The organism is Streptomyces sp. E-08, from assembly GCF_049913095.1.
Lineage (GTDB): Bacteria > Actinomycetota > Actinomycetes > Streptomycetales > Streptomycetaceae > Streptomyces.
The window spans coordinates 6,548,849-6,565,478 of the sequence record NZ_CP183971.1; the positions used below are offsets into that span (position 1 = coordinate 6,548,849).

A 16,630-nucleotide genomic window follows, 5' to 3' on the forward strand; every position below is an offset into this window, starting at 1 on the left:
TCGGGAGCAGGACCCGATGTGCCGGAAAGGGGCCGGCGGCGAGAGTGGAAGACGTAAGCCACCCGCTCTTGCCGCCCCACAGAGGGACGACAGGGACACACCCAGGAGGAACCCCATGAGGCCCGCACTCTGGCTGCTGCTCGCCATCTCCACCGCCGCCGCGGTCTACGTCAGCACCTTCGCCGACTACACCGGCGCCACCAGGGTCCTGGCCTCGGTGGGCTCGGGCGTCGTCTTCGTAGGCTCGGCACTCGGCCTGTGGCTGAGCGGCAGCAAGGAGTGATCCGCACGAGCGGGTAAGAAACGAAGAGGCTGTCCGGCGCGATCCGGACAGCCTCTTCCGTCTGTCAGGACGCCTCCCGGAACCGGTACGTCCGCTCGTCGGCCCCGCCCCCCGCGTGCTCCACCGCCGCCACGGCCAGCGCGCGGACCAGGGGGTGCGGGCGGGTGCCGTCGCCCGCCAGTTCCGGCTGGAACAGGGTGGCCAGGAAGAAGGGGTGCGAGGGGAGTTCGGCGATGCGGATTCCGCCCTCCTCGTCCGCGCCCGTGAAGCGGAGGCCGTGGGCCCGCAGGGCGTCCAGGTGGCGGCTGTCGGCGCCGTAGTTGCAGTGGTACCGCTCCGTCGTCCGCTCCGTGCCCAGCGCCTTCTCGGCGAGGGAGCCGGGGGTGACCCGTACGACGCCCTCGTGGCCGACGAGCGAGCAGGCGAGCGGGGCGATCAGCAGGTCGTCCGTGTCGGCCGACGGGTCGTTCTCGGCGTGCGCCGCCCGCTCCAGGCCGCAGACGTCCCGCGCGTACTCGATCAGGGCGTGCTGGAAGCCGGCGCAGGTGCCCAGGAAGGGGATGCCGTCCTCGCGGGCCGTACGGATCGCCGCCAGCGCCCCCGCCTCGCTCGCGTACGGGCTCCCCGGCAGCACCCACACCGCGTCGAAGCCCTTCACCGCGCCGGGGGCCTCCGCGTCGGCCGTAGGGATCCAGTACGCGTCGAGCGCGAGCCCGTCCCGCTCGGCGAGGGCGTCGAGGAGGACCGGGATCCGGACGTGGGAGCGGACGTGCGGGGAGCGGTCGCCGACCAGGGCGATCCGGGGGGTGCGGGGGGCGGCGGTCGTGTTCGTCGTCATGGGCATCATGCTCGGCGGCCCCCCTCCTTCACGTCCAACGATGATTCCTGCTTCCTCCATCACGGATGCTTATCCCGACTTGGCTAGGGTGGCCGCATGACGAACGATCACGACTGGGAGACCCGACTCGCCGCGCTCTGGGAGCGCCTCGACGACCACGAGCCCGCCGACTTCCGCGCCCGCGTCGCCGCCCTCGCCGCCGAGCGGCCCGCCGACGACCCGGCCGCCGTCTTCGAGCAGGGCGCCGCCCACGACTCCACCGGCATGCCCGAGGAGGCCGTCACCCACTACCGGCGGGCCCTGGACCTCGGCCTCACCGGGCTGCGCCGCCGCCGCGCCGTCATCCAGCTCGCCAGCAGCCTGCGCAACCTCGGCCGCCCCGACCGTAGCGTCGAGCTCCTCACCGCCGAGCGGGACATCCCCGCCGACCGGCTCGACGCCGACGAGCGGGCCCTGGCCGGCGCCGTCGACGCCTTCCTGGCCCTCGCCCTCGCCGACACCGGCCGCGACCGCGAGGCCGCCTCCCTCGCGCTCGGCGCCCTCGCACCCCTGCTGCCCCGCTACAACCGCTCCCTCGCGTACTACGCCAAGGACCTCCTGAAGACCCCCTTCGGATCCTGATCCGGTGGACCCGCACCTCCTCCGCACGTACGTCACCGTCGCCCGGCTCGCGTCCTTCTCCGAGGCCGCGCGCGAGCTGGGCTACACCCAGTCCGCCGTCTCCCAGCACATCGCCGCCCTGGAGACCGACCTCGGACTGCCCCTGCTCACCCGGCGGCCCGTCGCCCCCACCCCGGCCGGGGAGCGGCTCCTCGAACACGCCGGGGCGCTGCTGCTCCGCCTCGACGCGGCCCGCGCCGACCTCGACCGGTTCGCCGCCGCGCCCCGCGCGACCCTGGACGTCGCCGCCTCCCCGCTCGCCCTCACCGCCCGCACCCTCGCCGCACTGCCCGCCACCGGCGTCACCCTGCGCGCGCTGCCCCGCGAACGGGTGCCCGTCGCGGTCGCCACCGGCGAGGCCGACGCCGGGCTCGTCGACGGGATCGCCGCCCCCAGCGACCCGCTGCGGCTGCCCGACGTCGCCCCGCTCGCCGCGACCGGCGTCGCCGAGGAACCGCTCGCCGTCGTCCTGCCCGCCCCCCATCCGCTCGCCGCGCGCACCGGGCTCCGCCTCGACGACCTCGTCGACGCCCGCTGGCTGGACGCGCCCGCCGCCGGAATCCCCCTCGACCGGCTCAGGGCCGTCCACGGCGGGCCCGCCGGACGCGGCTTCCGCACCGGCCTGCGCTACGACGGCACCGACACCCGCACCCTCGCCGCCCTCGCGGCCGCCGGGCGGGGCCTGGCCCTGCTGCCGCTGTCCGCGGCGGCGGACGTCCACGGCGCGGCCGTCGTCCCCCTGGTCGCGCCCCGTCTCGTCCACCGCACCGAACTGCTCCTTCCGGCCGGCGCGGGCCGCGAACCGTCCGGTCCGGTGGCCGAGTTCGCCCGACGACTCAAGAGCTGACACCCGCACTCGCTACCCTGTGCGCAACGGCGACGGAAGGCGGACGGGCGTGGGGTGGCTGCGACGAGGACCCAGGCGGGACGGCGACGACGCACCGAGGGATCCCGAGTTCGCGTACTTCTCCCAGCGCGAGGCCGCGCTGTTCCGCGGGCGGGTCCGCGAGACCTTCGCCGAACTCGGCCTGGAGGTCACCGTCTACGCCGGCCACGTCATCGACGACAAGGGCCGCCGCTTCGGCCTCGGCAACCTCGCCGCCGTCTGCCACCAGGACCGGCGCGGCCCCCGCGTCTGGCCCGGCATGATCCACCGCCACATCGGTCTCGTCGTCCGCGCCATGGACGGCCCCTCCGCGCTCGACACGCTGCCGCCCGAGCAGATCCGGGCCCAGCTCTACCCCCGGGTCGTCAGCGGCGACGGCATCGACGCCGCCGCCTTCGGCTACGCCAGGACCGTCGCCCCCGGCCTGTACGAGGTCCTCGCCCTCGACCTGCCGGAGAGCGTCATGATGCTCACCGACGAGGCGCTGGAACGGCTCGGGGACCACCGGCAGCTCCGCGACCGCGCCCTGCGCAACCTGCGCGGGCTGCCCGTCGAGGAGCACGAGACCGTCCGCGACGCCGACGGCATGTGCTTCGAGATCATCCTCGGCGACTCCTTCTACACCGCCAGCCGCGTCCTCGACCTCGACGGCGTCGTCCAGCGGGTCACCGGCCTCCCGCTCGGCGAGCACGGCGCCCTCGTCGCCCTGCCCTTCCGGCACCAGCTGGCCTTCCACCCCATCCGGGACACCTCGATCATCCCGGCCCTCGGCGCGATGGCCTCCTTCGCCGCCGCCGGGTACGAGGACGTGCCGGGCGCCATCAGCCCGTACGTCTTCTGGTGGCGCGGCGGCACCCTCACCCAGCTCAGCGAGCACGACGCGGACGGGGGCGAGCTGCGGATCGTCGTCGGCGACGACTTCCACGACCTCCTGGAACGCCTCATCGCCCAGGGGCCCGACCGCCGCTGATCCGGTCGCGGCCCGCGGCCCCGCCCGGCAGGATGCTGTACGACGGACCGGACGAGGACGCCGAGGAGAGGCCCCCATGCCGAGCAGCCACGCGACCGACGAGGTCGTGCCCTTCACCGCGGACGACTACCGGGCCCGGATGGCCCGGGCCGCCGAGTCCGCCGCCGAAGCCGGTCTCGCGGGCGTGCTCGTCGCCCCCGGACCCGACCTGGTCTACCTGACCGGCTACCAGCCGACCGCGATCACCGAACGCCTCACCGTGCTCGTCCTCGCCGCCGGACAGGAGCCGGTCCTCGTCGTCCCCACCCTGGAGGCGCCCGACGCCGAGAAGGCCACCGGAGCCGCCGCGCTCACGCTGCGCGACTGGACCGACGGCAAGGACCCGTACGCCGTCACCGCCCCGCTCCTCGACGTCGACGGCCGCTTCGGCGTCAGCGACAACGCCTGGGCCATGCATCTCCTCGGCCTGCAGAAGGCCCTCCCCGGCACCGCGTACGTCTCCCTCACCGAGGCCCTGCCGATGCTCCGGGGCGTCAAGGACGCCCACGAGCTGGCCCGGATCGCGGCCGCCGGAGCCGCCGCCGACCAGGCGTACGGCGAGATCCTCAAGGTCCGTTTCGCGGGCCGCAAGGAGACCGACGTCGCCGCCGACCTCGCCCGGCTGCTCATGGAGTTCGGCCACTCCCAGGTCGACTTCACCGTCGTCGGCTCCGGACCCAACGGCGCCAACCCGCACCACGAGGCCGGGGACCGGGTCATCGAGCGCGGCGACATGGTCGTCCTCGACTTCGGCGGCCTCAAGCACGGCTACGGCTCCGACACCACCCGCACCGTCCACGTCGGCGAGCCCACCGACGAGGAGCGCCGCGTCCACGACCTCGTCCGCGAGGCCCAGCAGGCCGGCTTCGAGGCGGTACGCCCCGGGGTCGCCTGCCAGGAGGTCGACCGGGCGGCCCGCAAGGTCATCACGGACGCCGGCTACGGCGAGTACTTCATCCACCGCACCGGCCACGGCATCGGCGTCACCACCCACGAGCCGCCGTACATGATCGAGGGCGAGGAGCTCCCCGTCGTCCCCGGCATGTGCTTCTCCATCGAACCGGGCGTCTACCTCCCGGGCCGCTTCGGCGTCCGCATCGAGGACATCGTCACGGCCACCGAGGACGGTGCGGGGCGCCGCTTCAACAACACCCCGCACGAGATGGCCATCGTCGAGTAGCCGACGGCCCCGGGCGCGTCAGCCGTCCGTCAGGACGATCGCCGACTCGCCCGGGAGGCGGAGCAGGCCGTCCGCCGCCGGGGCGTCGACCGGGTCCCAGGACGCCAGGACCCGGTCGCGGCCGTTGGACCCGAGGGGGATCTCCACGGGCTCCTCGCCCAGGTTGACGCCCACCCGCAGGTCCCCGCGCCGGAAGACCAGCCAGCGGGCCTCCTCGTCGAAGGCGACCTTCACGCCCCCCAGGTCCGGGTCCGTCAGGTCGGGCAGGGTGCGGCGCAGCGCGATGAGCTGGCGGTGCCAGGCGAGGAGCCGCTTGTGCGGGTCCCGCTCGCGCTCGGTCCGGTCCAGGACCGAGCGGTCCCGGGTGGCCGCCTCCTGCGGGTCGGGGACCTCGTCCTCGGACCAGCCGTGCGCCGCGAACTCCCGCCGCCTGCCCTGCCGTACGGCCTCCGCGAGCTCCGGGTCGGTGTGGTCGGTGAAGTACATCCAGGGCGTGCTCGCCCCCCACTCCTCGCCCATGAACAGCATCGGCACCGACGGGCCGGTGAGGACGAGCGTCGCCGCGCAGGCGAGGAGCCCGGGGGAGAGCGAGGCCGAGAGGCGGTCGCCGAGGGCCCGGTTGCCGATCTGGTCGTGCGTCTGGGCATAGCCCAGGAAGCGGTGGGCGGGGGTGCGTTCACGGTCCACCGGGCGCCCGTGGTGGCGGCCCCGGAAGGCGGAGTACGTGCCGTCGTGGAAGAACACACGGGTGAGCGTCTTGGCGAGCGCCGCCACGGGCGCCCGCGCGAAGTCGGCGTAGTAGCCCTGGGACTCGCCGGTCAGGGCCGTGTGCAGGGCGTGGTGGAAGTCGTCGTTCCACTGGGCGTGGACGCCGAGGCCGCCGAGCGTGCGCGGAGTGGTCGTACGCGGGTCGGCGAGGTCGGACTCGGCGACCAGGAAATGCTGACGGCCCTGCTCCTTCGCCAACTCGTCGACGGCTGAGGAGAGTTCCTCCAGGAACGTGAGCGCCCGCGTGTCGGCCAGGGCGTGCACCGCGTCGAGCCGCAGCCCGTCGATCCGGTAGTCCCGCAGCCAGGCGAGCGCGCTCCCCAGGAAGTACGCGCGCACCTCGTCCGAGCCCGGCGCGTCCAGGTTCACCGCCGCGCCCCACGGCGTGTGGTGGGTCTCCGTGAAGTACGGCCCGAAGGACGGCAGATGGTTCCCGGACGGACCCAGGTGGTTGTGCACCACGTCGAGGACCACGCCCATGCCGAGCCCGTGCGCCGCGTCCGTGAACCGCTTCAGCGCCCCGGGTCCGCCGTACGGCTCGTGGACCGCCCACGGCGCCACCCCGTCGTACCCCCAGCCCCGCACCCCGGGGAACGGGCACAGCGGCATCAGCTCCACATGGGTGATGCCGAGGCCCGCGAGCTCCCCGAGCCGCGCGGCCGCCGCGTCGAGCGTGCCCTCCGGGGTGAACGTGCCGATGTGCAGCTCGTACAGGACGGCGCCGCGCAGCCGCAGGCGCGGTGACTCGTGCCGCCAGGTGTACGCCGAGTGGTCGACGACCGCGCTCAGGCCGTCGGGCCCGTCGGGGAGCCGGCGTGAGCGCGGGTCGGGGAGCACGTGCCCGCCGTCGAGGGAGAAGCCGTACCGGTCGCCGTCCGCGGCGGGCACCACGCCCGACCACCAGCCGTCCCGTTCGGCGTCCCGGTCCAGGGGATGGCCGGAGCCGTTCAGCTCCAGCGTCACCCGGTCACGGGCGCTCGGCGCCCACACCTCGAAGAGCACGGGAATCCCCTCGTCGACGGTCCAGTCACTCCACCACGGCTACCGCGACCATCCTGGCAGTCAGGACCCCGACTCGCCCGGCGCGTCCCACACGTAGTTGATCGCGCGCTCGAAGACCGCGTAGCCCGTGCGGGCGAAGGACGCCGCCATCGGCACGTTCCCCAGGTCCGTCGCCGCGCGGATCCGGGGCACGTCGGCGGCGGCCAGGATCCGGGTCCCCTCCGCCAGGATGTCGTCGATGTACCCGTGCCCGCGGTGGTCGGGCAGCACACCGAGGTACGCGATGATGTGGTGGTAGTTGTTCCGCGCGGGGACGACGAAGCCGACCGGCTCGCCGCTCTCCGGCAGCTGGGCGACCCGCCACCACTCGCGCGGTGAGGAGAAGCGCGCGAGCTCCTCGTCGTAGTGCAGCTCGGCCGCCTCCCGCAGCGACAGGCCCGAGGCCAGGTCGGACTGGCCGTGCCCGTCGAGCGTGCCCTCCATGACCGGCGTCATCAGTGCGAGGAGGTCCTCGCGGTCCCGCACGGGACGGAACTCCAGACGGCCCTTCGGCTCCGGGACCGGGGTGCCGGGGCGCCACTCCAGGCGCAGCCGCTCGACCAGCGGACGGGCACCGGTCTTCTCCAGGACGGAGAACAGGGACTCCAGGACGGCCCGGGTCTCCGGGACCTCCCGCCAGTCCGCCGGCATGAAGCGCCCGAACTCGGGGCGCTGCGCGCCCGCGGGGATCACGGCGGCCGTCGCCGTCTCCAGGAGCCGCACACCGACCTCGGCGCGCTCCTCGGCGGAGAGCTCCGGGGCGAGGTCGAAGAAGTCGAGCGCCTGCGGTGCGGAGCCGGCCGCGTGGGTCCACCAGGCGAGCCGGCCGAGGAGCCGGTCGCCGTCGAGCGCCACCCACATCCACGCGGGGAGGCGGCGGCCGGTGGCGAGGTCGTCGGCGAGCTCGTGGTCGAGCGAGTACGTGAGGCGGAGGAACAGGTCGAGTTCCTCGGGCCCGGCGAGCGGGCGGACGACGAGATCGGTGGTGGACGGCGAAGAAGACGGTGAAGACGCGGTCACGTCTGGGTTCCCCCTGGGGGTCTACGGTGTGAGGACGGCAGACCGTAGCAGCGATCCGACGGCGGCCGGTACGGAGTTTCCCGCTCAGAGACCGATCGAGCGGCCCGGGCGCCCGAGTTCAGGGGGCTTCAGGGGAGGGGCGCGGGGGGCTTCGGGGGGTGGGCTCGGGGTCCTTCTGGACACTTCGGGCCCGGCGGACCGACAATCGCGGGTGTGACGACCCCTTTCGAGCTTCCGGCGAACTCCCCTCGGCTGACGGACGCCGAGCGGGACCGCGCGCTGGTGCTGCTCCGTGAGGGCGCCGCTCAGGGCCGCCTCTCGCACGACACCTTCGTCTTCCGGATGGAGCGCGCGCTCCAGGCCCGCCGCCCCGACGAACTCGCCGTCCTCACCGCCGACCTGCGGACCGAGGGCACCTGGACCCGGCGGGTGGTCGGCGCCGTCGAGCGGATGTCCGCGTTCACGGCGCGGATCGGGCGTGCCTGGAGTGCGGAGCGGCTGCCGAAGCTGCTGCTGCCGCGCCCCGGTCCGTACCCGCTGCGGATCGGCCGCGACCCGGTGAACGGGCTGCGGCTCAGCCACGAGACGGCGTCACGGCTGCACGCCGAACTCTCGCTGCAGGGCGGGATGTGGGTGCTGCGCGACCTCGGCTCGACGAACGGCACCACCGTCAACGGGCGGCGGGTCACCGGCGCCGTGGTGGTGCGGCCGGGCGACGTGGTGGGCTTCGGCCAGATGTCGTTCCGGCTGTCGCACGACTGAGCGCCACCTCGGGGCGTTCACCCGTTCGGCGGTACGCGGCGGGCGGTGGGGCCCGCGCGGTGTTGGGCTGGGCAGACGCGGGCCAGGATCTCCGGCCGCGCCACCCACCGCCGATCGACAGGGGGCGAGATGAGCGACGCGCCGAACCGCGAGCCGGACCGGGACATACGGAGTGAGCGGCCCGAGGAGTCCGGGGACCCCTGGACGAGACTGCCGTCGATGGCACCGGCGGCACCTTCCGCCGGGCAGCCCGGCGTCCGCGCCGGAGCCCCCGCGCTCCGAGCCCGCCTGCGGACCCTCGGCGACCCCGCCACGGCGGGAACCGTCCCGCCCGGCGGGCGGACCGTCGCGCCGAGCCCCCTCGACCCCGGCGCCTCGTGGGACCCGCACCGGATCCACCGGACCCTGCGCGAGGAGTTCCCGCTCACGTACGACCCGCTGCTCCGGGCCTGGGTCCTCAGCCGGTACGCGGACGTGGCCACCGCCCTCACCGACGAACGCTTCACGCACGGGCACCGCCCCGGCGATCCGCCGTGCGCGCGGGCCCACGTCGACGTCGACATCGAGGCCCTGCGCGCGGTCACCGAACGCACCGCCTACGTCCTGGCCCGCCGGATCGCCGAACGGCCCCAGGCCGATCTGGTCGCGGACTTCTGCCACTGGCTGCCCGCCGGCACCGTCGCCGCGGCCGTCGGCGTGCCCTACCGCGACATGATGCGGCTCGTCCGCGGCCGGGCGGCGGGCGCGCTCGCCGGGGAGTGCGGCGGTCAGATCGCCGTACGGGAGAAGGCGCTCGCCTCCTTCCTCGGCAACGTCCTGGACGACCCCGACCAGGTCGCCGCCCTCCGTGACGCCCCCGCCGGGCTCGTCGCCCGTGCCTGGGCCGAGTCGCTGCGCCGGGATCCGCCCGTGCAGATCGCCGTGCGCCGGACGAGCGCGGAGGTGCCGGTGAGCGGCGGGGTGGTCCCGGCGGGCGCGTCCGTCGCGCTGCTGGTCGGCTCGGCGGGCCGTGACCCGGAGCGCTTCCGCGAACCGGACCGCTTCGACCCGTTCCGCGACGACCCGGGCCAGCTCACGTACGGCGCGGGCTTCTGCCCGGCGGTCCTGCTCGCCGGATTCGAGGCGGAGTACGCCCTGCGCGCCCTCTTCGCGGCCATGCCCCGGCTGCGGCTGGCCGACGGTTTCCGTCCCGTGGCCACGGGTCTGATCACACGCGCCCCCCGGAGTCTGATCGTCCGGCCGGGCGGCTGAGCCGGATCCGGGGCGGGCGAGGGGCCTCCCGACCGCTGTTAGGGTGACGTGCGCTCGTCAACGGGCGTTTGTTCTACCACTTTCAACGGGGATTCAAACATGAAGATGCGTCATGTCCGTGCCATCGCTGTGTTCGGCATCGCGGTGGTCGCCCTGACCGGTGCTCGTGGCTCCCACGGAGGCAGCTGCGGCGGCAGCTCGGGCGGCAGCCACAGCAGCGGCAGCAACCACAGCGACAACGACGGCTCGGGCAGCAGCAGCTCCGGTTCCGTGTCCGGCGGTTCGGGCAGCGCGAACAAGGCCATCCGCGACGTGACCATCGACGAGTGCAAGTTCGACCCGGCGACCAAGAACCTCGTCGCCCGGATCACCATCAAGAACGACGGCGTCCTCGACTACGACTACGACGTCACGGTGAGGTTCACCGGCGACGCGGGCGGCGCCGTCGCCCCCGCCACCAACAGGACGACCGCCATCGCGGTCGCGGCGGGCGCCTCCAAGACCACCGAACTCTCCACCGCGTACCCCGGATCCGGCGACGGCTCCGAGTACACCAAGTGCGAGGTCACGCGGGTGTCCCGCTCCTGACCTCCGCCGTCGGCGCGGCCGGGTCCGTACGGCCCGGCCGCCAGACCGAGGCGAGCAGCAGGACACCGGGGAGGATTCCGGCGGCGACGCGGATCGCGACCGTCGGGGCCCCGAGCGCCGCGAGCACCAGGCCCGCGGCGCCGCAGGCCGCGATCGACGCGCCGAGCGCGTGGAGCGCGGGCCTGCGCCAGGCGACCGCCAGGCCGGAGAAGTGCACGCCGACGACGAGGGCGATCCAGCCCACGGCCGCCTGCGGGACGTGCAGCACGCGGGCGATGACCAGGAGTCCGGCCACGAGCCCGAGCGCCTCGGCCGCCACGATGTACCAGTAGCGCCGGCCGAACCGGGTGCCCGACGCGGGGGCTGTCGCCGCCGGCGCGACCGCCGCCCGGCCGCGCCGCCCGAGGACCGCCACCTTGAGGAACGCGGCGAGCGCCAGTACGCGCAGCGGGACGGCGACCGCCGGGGGCAGGCTGCCCGCGCTCGCCTGGATGAACACGAGTCCGAACGAGGCGCCGATGATCCGTCCGGTCTGATCCTTTGTCATGATCATCATCTTTTCACGGGGTGGAACGGTGGTTCACTCCACCCGGGCGAGCAGCGCCACCGGCCGCTCCGCGAACAGCTCCGCCAGCTTCACCTCCGTCGCCGGGCCGCCCGTGAACTCCCTCACCCCGTCGAGCGCGTCGGTCCAGCGCCCCTCGGGCAGCACCAGCTCCGTGTCCTGCCAGCCGCCCGCCTGCGCGAGCCGCAGGGAGAGCCGGGTGACGGCCGTGATCACCCGGCCGGAGCGGGCGAAGGCCAGACAGTGCGCGGACGCCGGACCCTCCGCCGCCAGCGGGACGTACGTGCCGCCGGGCCCGAAGGCCTCCGGGTGCGCGCGCCGCAGCCCGAGCGCCGCCCGGACCAGCGCCGTCCGCTCGTCGTCCGGGCCGACCGTGAACGGCGCCCGGTTGTCCGGGTCGACGAGTGCCCGGTACTCCCGCTCCGTGTTCTGGTACAGCTCCGGCACCCCCGGCATCGTCAGCTGCGCGAGCGCGGCGCCCAGCGCGTGCGCCCGGATGTGCGGCTCCAGGGCGAAGGCCGCCTCCGAGGCCGTCCGCAGCGGGATCCGGCCGGGCCCGGCCGCCGCGAACGCGGCCACGGCCCGCTCGTACTCCTCGTCCGGCTCCGTCCAGCTGGTCCGGAGCCCCGCCTCCCGCACGGACTTGAGGATCGCCGGGCCCAGCCGGTCCGGGTCCGGGGTCCCGAAGCCGAAGGCCGTCTGCCAGGCCGTCCACGCCACGTGCGGGTCGGGCGCGGGCACCCCGGCGACCTCCGCCAGGAGCTCCGCCCACACCTCGGGGCACTGGGCGAGCACCGCGATCGCCGCCCGGACGTCCGCGCTGCGCTTGGTGTCGTGCGTGGAGAGCACGGTGCCGGTGGCCGGCCAGTCCCGGGCGATCCGCAGGCAGTACGCGTGGAACTCGTCCACCGGCACCGCCGGGCGGCCCGCGTCCCCGCCGACCTCGTTCGCCGAGAGCAGCGGGGTGTACCGGTAGAAGGCGGTGTCCTCCACGGACTTGGCCCGCAGCGCGGACGAGGTCTGCGCGAACCGCGCGCGGAACGCCCGGTGTTCGGGCCCGTCGCCGCGCGTCCCGAGCGCCAGCTCCCGTACGGTGTCGACCGCCGTCGCCTCCTCCGGCACCGCGAACGCCGCCTTCGCGCCGCGCGCCGCCTCCGGGGTCAGCACCTCCTCGCCGCCGGTCCGGTAGGGGCGGTAGACCGGGACCCGGACGAGGAGCTCCCGGACCGCGGTGCGCAGCGCCCAGGGGGCGTGGTCCCGGAGGGCCGGGTCGTCGGCGCAGATCCGTACGGCGATCCGGGTCAGCGCGGCCGTCTCCGCGGCCAGGTCATGGGTGACCACCTCGTAGGCCGCGCGCCGCTCGGTCGCCTCCCAGTGACCGCCCCGGTCCCCGGTGCTGCCGACGAACTCCCGGTACACGTCCGCGAGTTCGTCGGCTCCCACCGGGTCGGTGAAGACGCCGTCGAGGCGGCGCAGCGCGTCGTACCCGGTGGTGCCCGCGACCGGCCAGGCCGCGGGCAGCGTCTCCGGTCCCGTGAGGATCTTCTCGACGACCGTCCAGCAGCGCCCGCCGGTCGCCGCCGCCAGGTCCTCCAGATAGCCCTGCGGGTCGGCCAGTCCGTCCGGGTGGTCGATGCGCAGCCCCTCGACCACCCCGTCCGCGACCAGCTCCACGATCTTCGCGTGGCTCGCCGCGAACACCCCGGGGTCCTCCACCCGCACCCCGATGAGGTCCGAGACGGTGAAGAACCGGCGGTAGCCGAGCTCGGTGCGGGCGAGCCGCCACCAGCCGAGCCGGTACCACTGCGCGTCGAGCAGCTCGTCCAGCGGCAGGTCCTCGGTGCCCGCCCGGAGCGGGAACTCCTGGCCGTTCAGGTGCAGGGACCCGCCCGAGACCCGGAACCGGTCCCGCACCTCGGGGAGCCGCGCGGGCAGCACCGGGAGCAGCACCCGGCCGTCCCCGGCCCGCCAGTCGATGTCGAACCAGCGGGCGTACGGCGAGTCCGGGCCCTCGCGGAGCACGGCGCGCAGCGCGTGGTTGTGCCGGGGGGAGGCCGCCATGTGGTTGGGCACCAGGTCCACGACGAGCCCGAGACCGTGCGTCCGGGCGGTCGCCGCGAGGGCCCGCAGCCCCTCCTCGCCGCCCAGTTCGGCCCGCACGGACCGGTGGTCGGTGACGTCGTAGCCGTGGGCCGAGCCGGGCACCGCCTCCAGGACGGGGGAGAGGTGCAGATGCGAGACCCCGAGGCCGGCCAGGTACGGCACGGCGCGCTCGGCGGCCGCGAAGGGGAACTCGGGCTGGAGCTGGATCCGGTACGTCGAGGTGGGTGGATTGGGCGTCATGCGAACGTACGTACCCCGCCGGAGGGCTTCTGTGTCATCGCCCCATGCACCCGTTCGAGTGCATCGCGTTACGTTCGCGTGATGCTTCGGATGTATCGCGACACGCTGTCCCTGCTCGGACCGGCCCTGCCGGTCGTCTCGTTCCTCGGCCGGCTGCCCACCGCCATGTGCCAGCTCGGCAGCCTCCTCCTGGTCGCCGAGACGAGCGGCTCGCTCGCCACCGCCGGCCTCACGGGCGGCGCGCTCGCGGCAGGACAGACCGTCGCGGGGCCCGTCATCGGGCGTCTCGCGGACCGGCACGGCCAGCGCGGGGTCGTCCTCGCCGCCTCGCTCGCCAACGCCGTCGCCGTCACCGCCCTGGTCCTCGCCGCCCTCGCCGGCGCGACGACCGGCCTGCTCATGGTGCTCGGCGCGCTCGCCGGGGCCACCGTCCCGCAGGTCGGGCCGCTCGCCCGGACCCGCTCCGTGGCCCTCGCCCGCCGCTCCGGCGCGGACGACCGGCTCGTCGGCACGGTGCTCTCCTTCGAGGGCACCCTCGACGAGGTCTCCTTCGTCCTCGGCCCGGCCCTCGTCGGTCTCGCCGCCGCCGTCGCCCACCCGGCCGCCGCGCTGCTCCTGGCGGCACTGCTGCTCGCCGTCTGCGGAACGGCCTTCTCCCTCCACCCGACGGCCCGGGCCACCACCTCCGAAGCGCCCGGGGCATCCACCCGTACGAGTGCCGCCGAACGGACGCGGCTGCCGGGATCCGCGTACGCCCTGCGCGGCACGATGGTCCTCCAGGGCGCCCTGTTCGGCGCCTCGCAGGCCGGGATCACCGCCCTCACCGAGGAGCTCGGCGCGCCCGCCCAGGCCGGTCTCGTCTACGCGGCCATGGGCGTCATGAGCGCCGCCGTCGGACTGTCCATGGCCGCCGTGCCCGCCCGCATCGGGCTCGCGACCCGCTGGCGGGTCGCGACCACCGCGCTCGTCGTCCTCTCCGTACCGCTGCTGTTCGTCGGCTCCCTGGGCGCGCTGTACGCGGTCGTGACCGTCCTCGGCGCCGCCTACGCCCCGCACCTGATCACCGTCTTCGGCCTCACCGAGCGGACCGTGCCCGCCACCCGGCTCGCCGAGTCGATGGCCTTCCTCACCAGCGGGATCGTCGGCGGCCAGGCCCTCGCGCTCGCCGTCTCCGGCCGGCTCGCCGAGGGCCGGGGCGCCCCCGCCGCCTTCGCGGTGGCGGTGGGGGCGGCCGCGGCCTGCGCGGCGCTGTCCTGGACGGTGCGGGTGACGGCCCCCGTGCGGCCGGGGTCCGCGCTCACGCCGGTCGGCGCAGAACGGTCAGGCTGAGCGGCGCGAGCGTCACCCGCTCCCCGCCCGCGAGCTCCGGGCCCTCCTGCGGCGGCATGCCCTCCGGGTCCGAGGTGTCCACCACCATCCGCCAGCACCGCCCGTGGCTGTCGGGGACGGCGAACTCCAGCTCCTTCGACGAGGCGTTGAACATCAGCAGGAACGAGTCGTCGGCGATCCGCTCGCCCTGCGTCCCCGGCTCCGAGATGGCGTTGCCGTTGAGGAAGACGGTCAGCGCCTGGGCGTGCGCCGCCTGCCAGTCGCGGGAGGTCATCTCCTCGCCCTCGGGCGTGAACCAGGCGATGTCGGTCAGCTCGTCGTGGGTGCCCTCCACGGGCCGGCCGTGGAAGAAGCGCCGGCGCCGGAAGACCGGATGGTCCCGGCGCAGCCGCACCATCGCGCGCGTGAAGCGCAGCAGCGTGGCCTCCGCCTCGCTGTTCTCCTTCGGCCACCGCACCCAGGAGACCTCGTTGTCCTGGCAGTAGGCGTTGTTGTTGCCGCCCTGGGTCCGCCCGAACTCGTCGCCGTGGCTGAGCATCGGAACGCCCTGCGAGAGCATCAGGGTGGCGAGGAAGTTGCGCGTCTGGCGGGCGCGCAGCTCCGTGATCCCGACGTCCTCGGTCTCGCCCTCGGCCCCGCAGTTCCAGGAGCGGTTGTAGCTCTCGCCGTCCCGGTTGCCCTCGCCGTTCGCCTCGTTGTGCTTGTCGTTGTACGAGACGAGGTCGCGGAGGGTGAAACCGTCGTGGCAGGTCACGAAGTTGACCGAGGCGAGCGGCCGCCGCCCGTCGTCCTGGTACAGGTCGGAGGAGCCGGTCAGCCGCGAGGCGAACTCGGCGAGCGTGCGCGGCTCGCCGCGCCACAGGTCCCGCACGCAGTCCCGGTACTTGCCGTTCCACTCGGTCCACAGCGGCGGGAAGTTGCCCACCTGGTAGCCGCCCTCGCCCACGTCCCACGGCTCGGCGATCAGCTTCACCTGGCTCACGACCGGGTCCTGCTGCACCAGGTCGAAGAAGGAGGAAAGCCGGTCCACCTCGTGGAACTGACGGGCCAGGGTGGCCGCCAGGTCGAAGCGGAATCCGTCCACGTGCATCTCGGTCACCCAGTACCGCAGGCTGTCCATGATCAGCTGGAGCACGTGCGGGGAGCGCATGAGCAGCGAGTTCCCGGTGCCGGTCGTGTCCGTGTAGTACCGGGGGTCGTCCGCGAGCCGGTAGTACGAGGGGTTGTCCAGGCCCCGCATGGAGAGCGTCGGACCCAGGTGGTTGCCCTCGGCGGTGTGGTTGTAGACCACGTCGAGGATGACCTCGATGCCCGCCTGGTGCAGCGCCCTGACCGCCGACTTGAACTCCAGGACCTGCTGGCCGCGGTCGCCCCAGGACGCGTAGGCGTTGTGCGGGGCGAAGAAGCCGATCGTGTTGTAGCCCCAGTAGTTGGAGAGCCCCGCGTCCACGAGCCGGTGGTCGTTCACGAACTGGTGCACGGGCATCAGTTCGAGCGCGGTGACGCCCAGTTCCTTCAGATGGCCGATGACCGACGGGTGCGCGAGCCCCGCGTACGTCCCGCGCAGCTCCTCCGGAAGGTCCGGGTGCAGCATCGTCAGGCCCTTCACGTGGGCCTCGTAGATCACCGTGTGGTGGTACTCGGTGCGGGGCCGCCGGTCGTCGCCCCAGTCGAAGTACGGGTTGACCACGACCGAGGTCATCGTGTGCGGGCCCGAGTCGAGGTCGTTGCGCGCGTCCGGCCGCCCGAACGGGTATCCGTACACCGCCTCCCCCCACCGCACCCGGCCCGACACCGCGCGCGCGTACGGGTCGACCAGCAGCTTCGCCGCGTTGCAGCGCAACCCGCGCTCCGGCGCGTACGGGCCGTGCACCCGGAACCCGTACCGCTGGCCGGGCATCACGCCCGGCAGATAGGCGTGCCGCACGAACGCGTCGGTCTCGCGCAGCTCCACCGCCGTCTCCGAGCCGTCGTCGTGCAGCAGACACAGCTCGATCCTGTGGGCGGCCTCCGAGAAGACCGCGAAGTTGGTTCCCGCTCCGTCATAGGTGGCGCCCAGGGGGTACGCCTGTCCCGGCCAGACCTGCATGGATACGACTCTTCCTCT

15 protein-coding genes are annotated in these 16,630 nt (G+C 74.3%); 9 read left to right on the plus strand and 6 right to left on the minus strand.

Annotation, left to right across the window (positions count from 1 at the left end):
- The first annotated feature begins 115 nt into the window (after positions 1-115).
- Positions 116-283: a hypothetical protein gene (locus tag ACN9MM_RS30105; protein WP_426366858.1), complete on the plus strand. Its 168-nt coding sequence runs from the start codon at positions 116-118 to the stop codon at positions 281-283.
- Between the two features lie 64 nt (positions 284-347).
- On the opposite strand, the gene ACN9MM_RS30110 is transcribed toward ACN9MM_RS30105, so the two are convergent.
- Positions 348-1,121 (minus strand): CTP synthase C-terminal region-related (seleno)protein, encoded by a 774-nt coding sequence (locus tag ACN9MM_RS30110; protein WP_426366859.1) that lies wholly within the window; start codon positions 1,119-1,121, stop codon positions 348-350.
- A 96-nt stretch (positions 1,122-1,217) separates the two neighbouring features.
- On the opposite strand from ACN9MM_RS30110, the gene ACN9MM_RS30115 reads away from it, so the two are divergent.
- From ACN9MM_RS30115 to ACN9MM_RS30130, 4 genes are all read left to right on the plus strand, one after another.
- Positions 1,218-1,742, plus strand: a complete 525-nt coding sequence (locus ACN9MM_RS30115; protein ID WP_426366860.1) for a tetratricopeptide repeat protein — start codon at positions 1,218-1,220, stop codon at positions 1,740-1,742.
- 4 nt (positions 1,743-1,746) lie between these two features.
- The gene (locus ACN9MM_RS30120) at positions 1,747-2,628 is read left to right on the plus strand and encodes a LysR family transcriptional regulator (protein WP_383672364.1); all 882 of its coding nucleotides are present in this window, start codon (positions 1,747-1,749) and stop codon (positions 2,626-2,628) included.
- A gap of 49 nt (positions 2,629-2,677) precedes the next feature.
- Positions 2,678-3,637, plus strand: a complete 960-nt coding sequence (locus tag ACN9MM_RS30125; RefSeq protein WP_426366861.1) for a hypothetical protein — start codon at positions 2,678-2,680, stop codon at positions 3,635-3,637.
- Positions 3,638-3,713: 76 nt separating this feature from the next.
- Positions 3,714-4,856 carry an aminopeptidase P family protein gene (locus ACN9MM_RS30130; protein ID WP_426366862.1) on the plus strand — a complete coding sequence of 381 codons (1,143 nt, stop codon included), beginning with the start codon at positions 3,714-3,716 and terminating at the stop codon, positions 4,854-4,856.
- Positions 4,857-4,874: 18 nt separating this feature from the next.
- Here the strand turns inward: ACN9MM_RS30130 and treZ are convergent, their stop codons facing one another.
- On the minus strand, positions 4,875-6,626 hold the full coding sequence (gene treZ / locus ACN9MM_RS30135) for a malto-oligosyltrehalose trehalohydrolase (RefSeq protein ID WP_426366863.1): 1,752 nt from the start codon (positions 6,624-6,626) through the stop codon (positions 4,875-4,877).
- A 60-nt stretch (positions 6,627-6,686) separates the two neighbouring features.
- Complete coding sequence (locus ACN9MM_RS30140; protein WP_426366864.1) at positions 6,687-7,685, minus strand: GNAT family N-acetyltransferase; 999 nt, start codon at positions 7,683-7,685, stop codon at positions 6,687-6,689.
- 213 nt (positions 7,686-7,898) lie between these two features.
- On the opposite strand from ACN9MM_RS30140, the gene ACN9MM_RS30145 reads away from it, so the two are divergent.
- From ACN9MM_RS30145 to ACN9MM_RS30155, 3 genes are all read left to right on the plus strand, one after another.
- Positions 7,899-8,447, plus strand: coding sequence for an FHA domain-containing protein (locus ACN9MM_RS30145; protein ID WP_382866699.1), 549 nt, complete (start codon positions 7,899-7,901; stop codon positions 8,445-8,447).
- A gap of 129 nt (positions 8,448-8,576) precedes the next feature.
- Positions 8,577-9,698: a cytochrome P450 gene (locus ACN9MM_RS30150; protein ID WP_426366865.1), complete on the plus strand. Its 1,122-nt coding sequence runs from the start codon at positions 8,577-8,579 to the stop codon at positions 9,696-9,698.
- A gap of 99 nt (positions 9,699-9,797) precedes the next feature.
- A complete protein-coding gene (locus ACN9MM_RS30155) occupies positions 9,798-10,286 on the plus strand; it encodes a hypothetical protein (RefSeq protein WP_426366866.1) in 489 nt (162 codons plus the stop codon).
- On the opposite strand, the gene ACN9MM_RS30160 is transcribed toward ACN9MM_RS30155, so the two are convergent.
- Both ACN9MM_RS30160 and treY read right to left on the minus strand, forming a co-directional pair.
- Entirely contained in the window at positions 10,264-10,833 is a 570-nt protein-coding gene (locus ACN9MM_RS30160) for a hypothetical protein (RefSeq protein ID WP_426366867.1), read from the minus strand. The two genes, ACN9MM_RS30155 and ACN9MM_RS30160, sit on opposite strands and share 23 nt — an antisense overlap.
- A 33-nt stretch (positions 10,834-10,866) precedes the next feature.
- Positions 10,867-13,194, minus strand: a complete 2,328-nt coding sequence (gene treY, locus ACN9MM_RS30165; RefSeq protein WP_426366868.1) for a malto-oligosyltrehalose synthase — start codon at positions 13,192-13,194, stop codon at positions 10,867-10,869.
- Positions 13,195-13,284: 90 nt separating this feature from the next.
- Here treY and ACN9MM_RS30170 point away from each other — a divergent pair, with 90 nt between their 5' ends.
- Positions 13,285-14,523 carry an MFS transporter gene (locus tag ACN9MM_RS30170; RefSeq protein WP_426368861.1) on the plus strand — a complete coding sequence of 413 codons (1,239 nt, stop codon included), beginning with the start codon at positions 13,285-13,287 and terminating at the stop codon, positions 14,521-14,523.
- Here ACN9MM_RS30170 and glgX read toward each other — a convergent pair.
- Complete coding sequence (gene glgX / locus ACN9MM_RS30175) at positions 14,492-16,612, minus strand: glycogen debranching protein GlgX (protein ID WP_426366869.1); 2,121 nt, start codon at positions 16,610-16,612, stop codon at positions 14,492-14,494. The two genes, ACN9MM_RS30170 and glgX, sit on opposite strands and share 32 nt — an antisense overlap.
- Positions 16,613-16,630 lie beyond the last annotated feature (18 nt).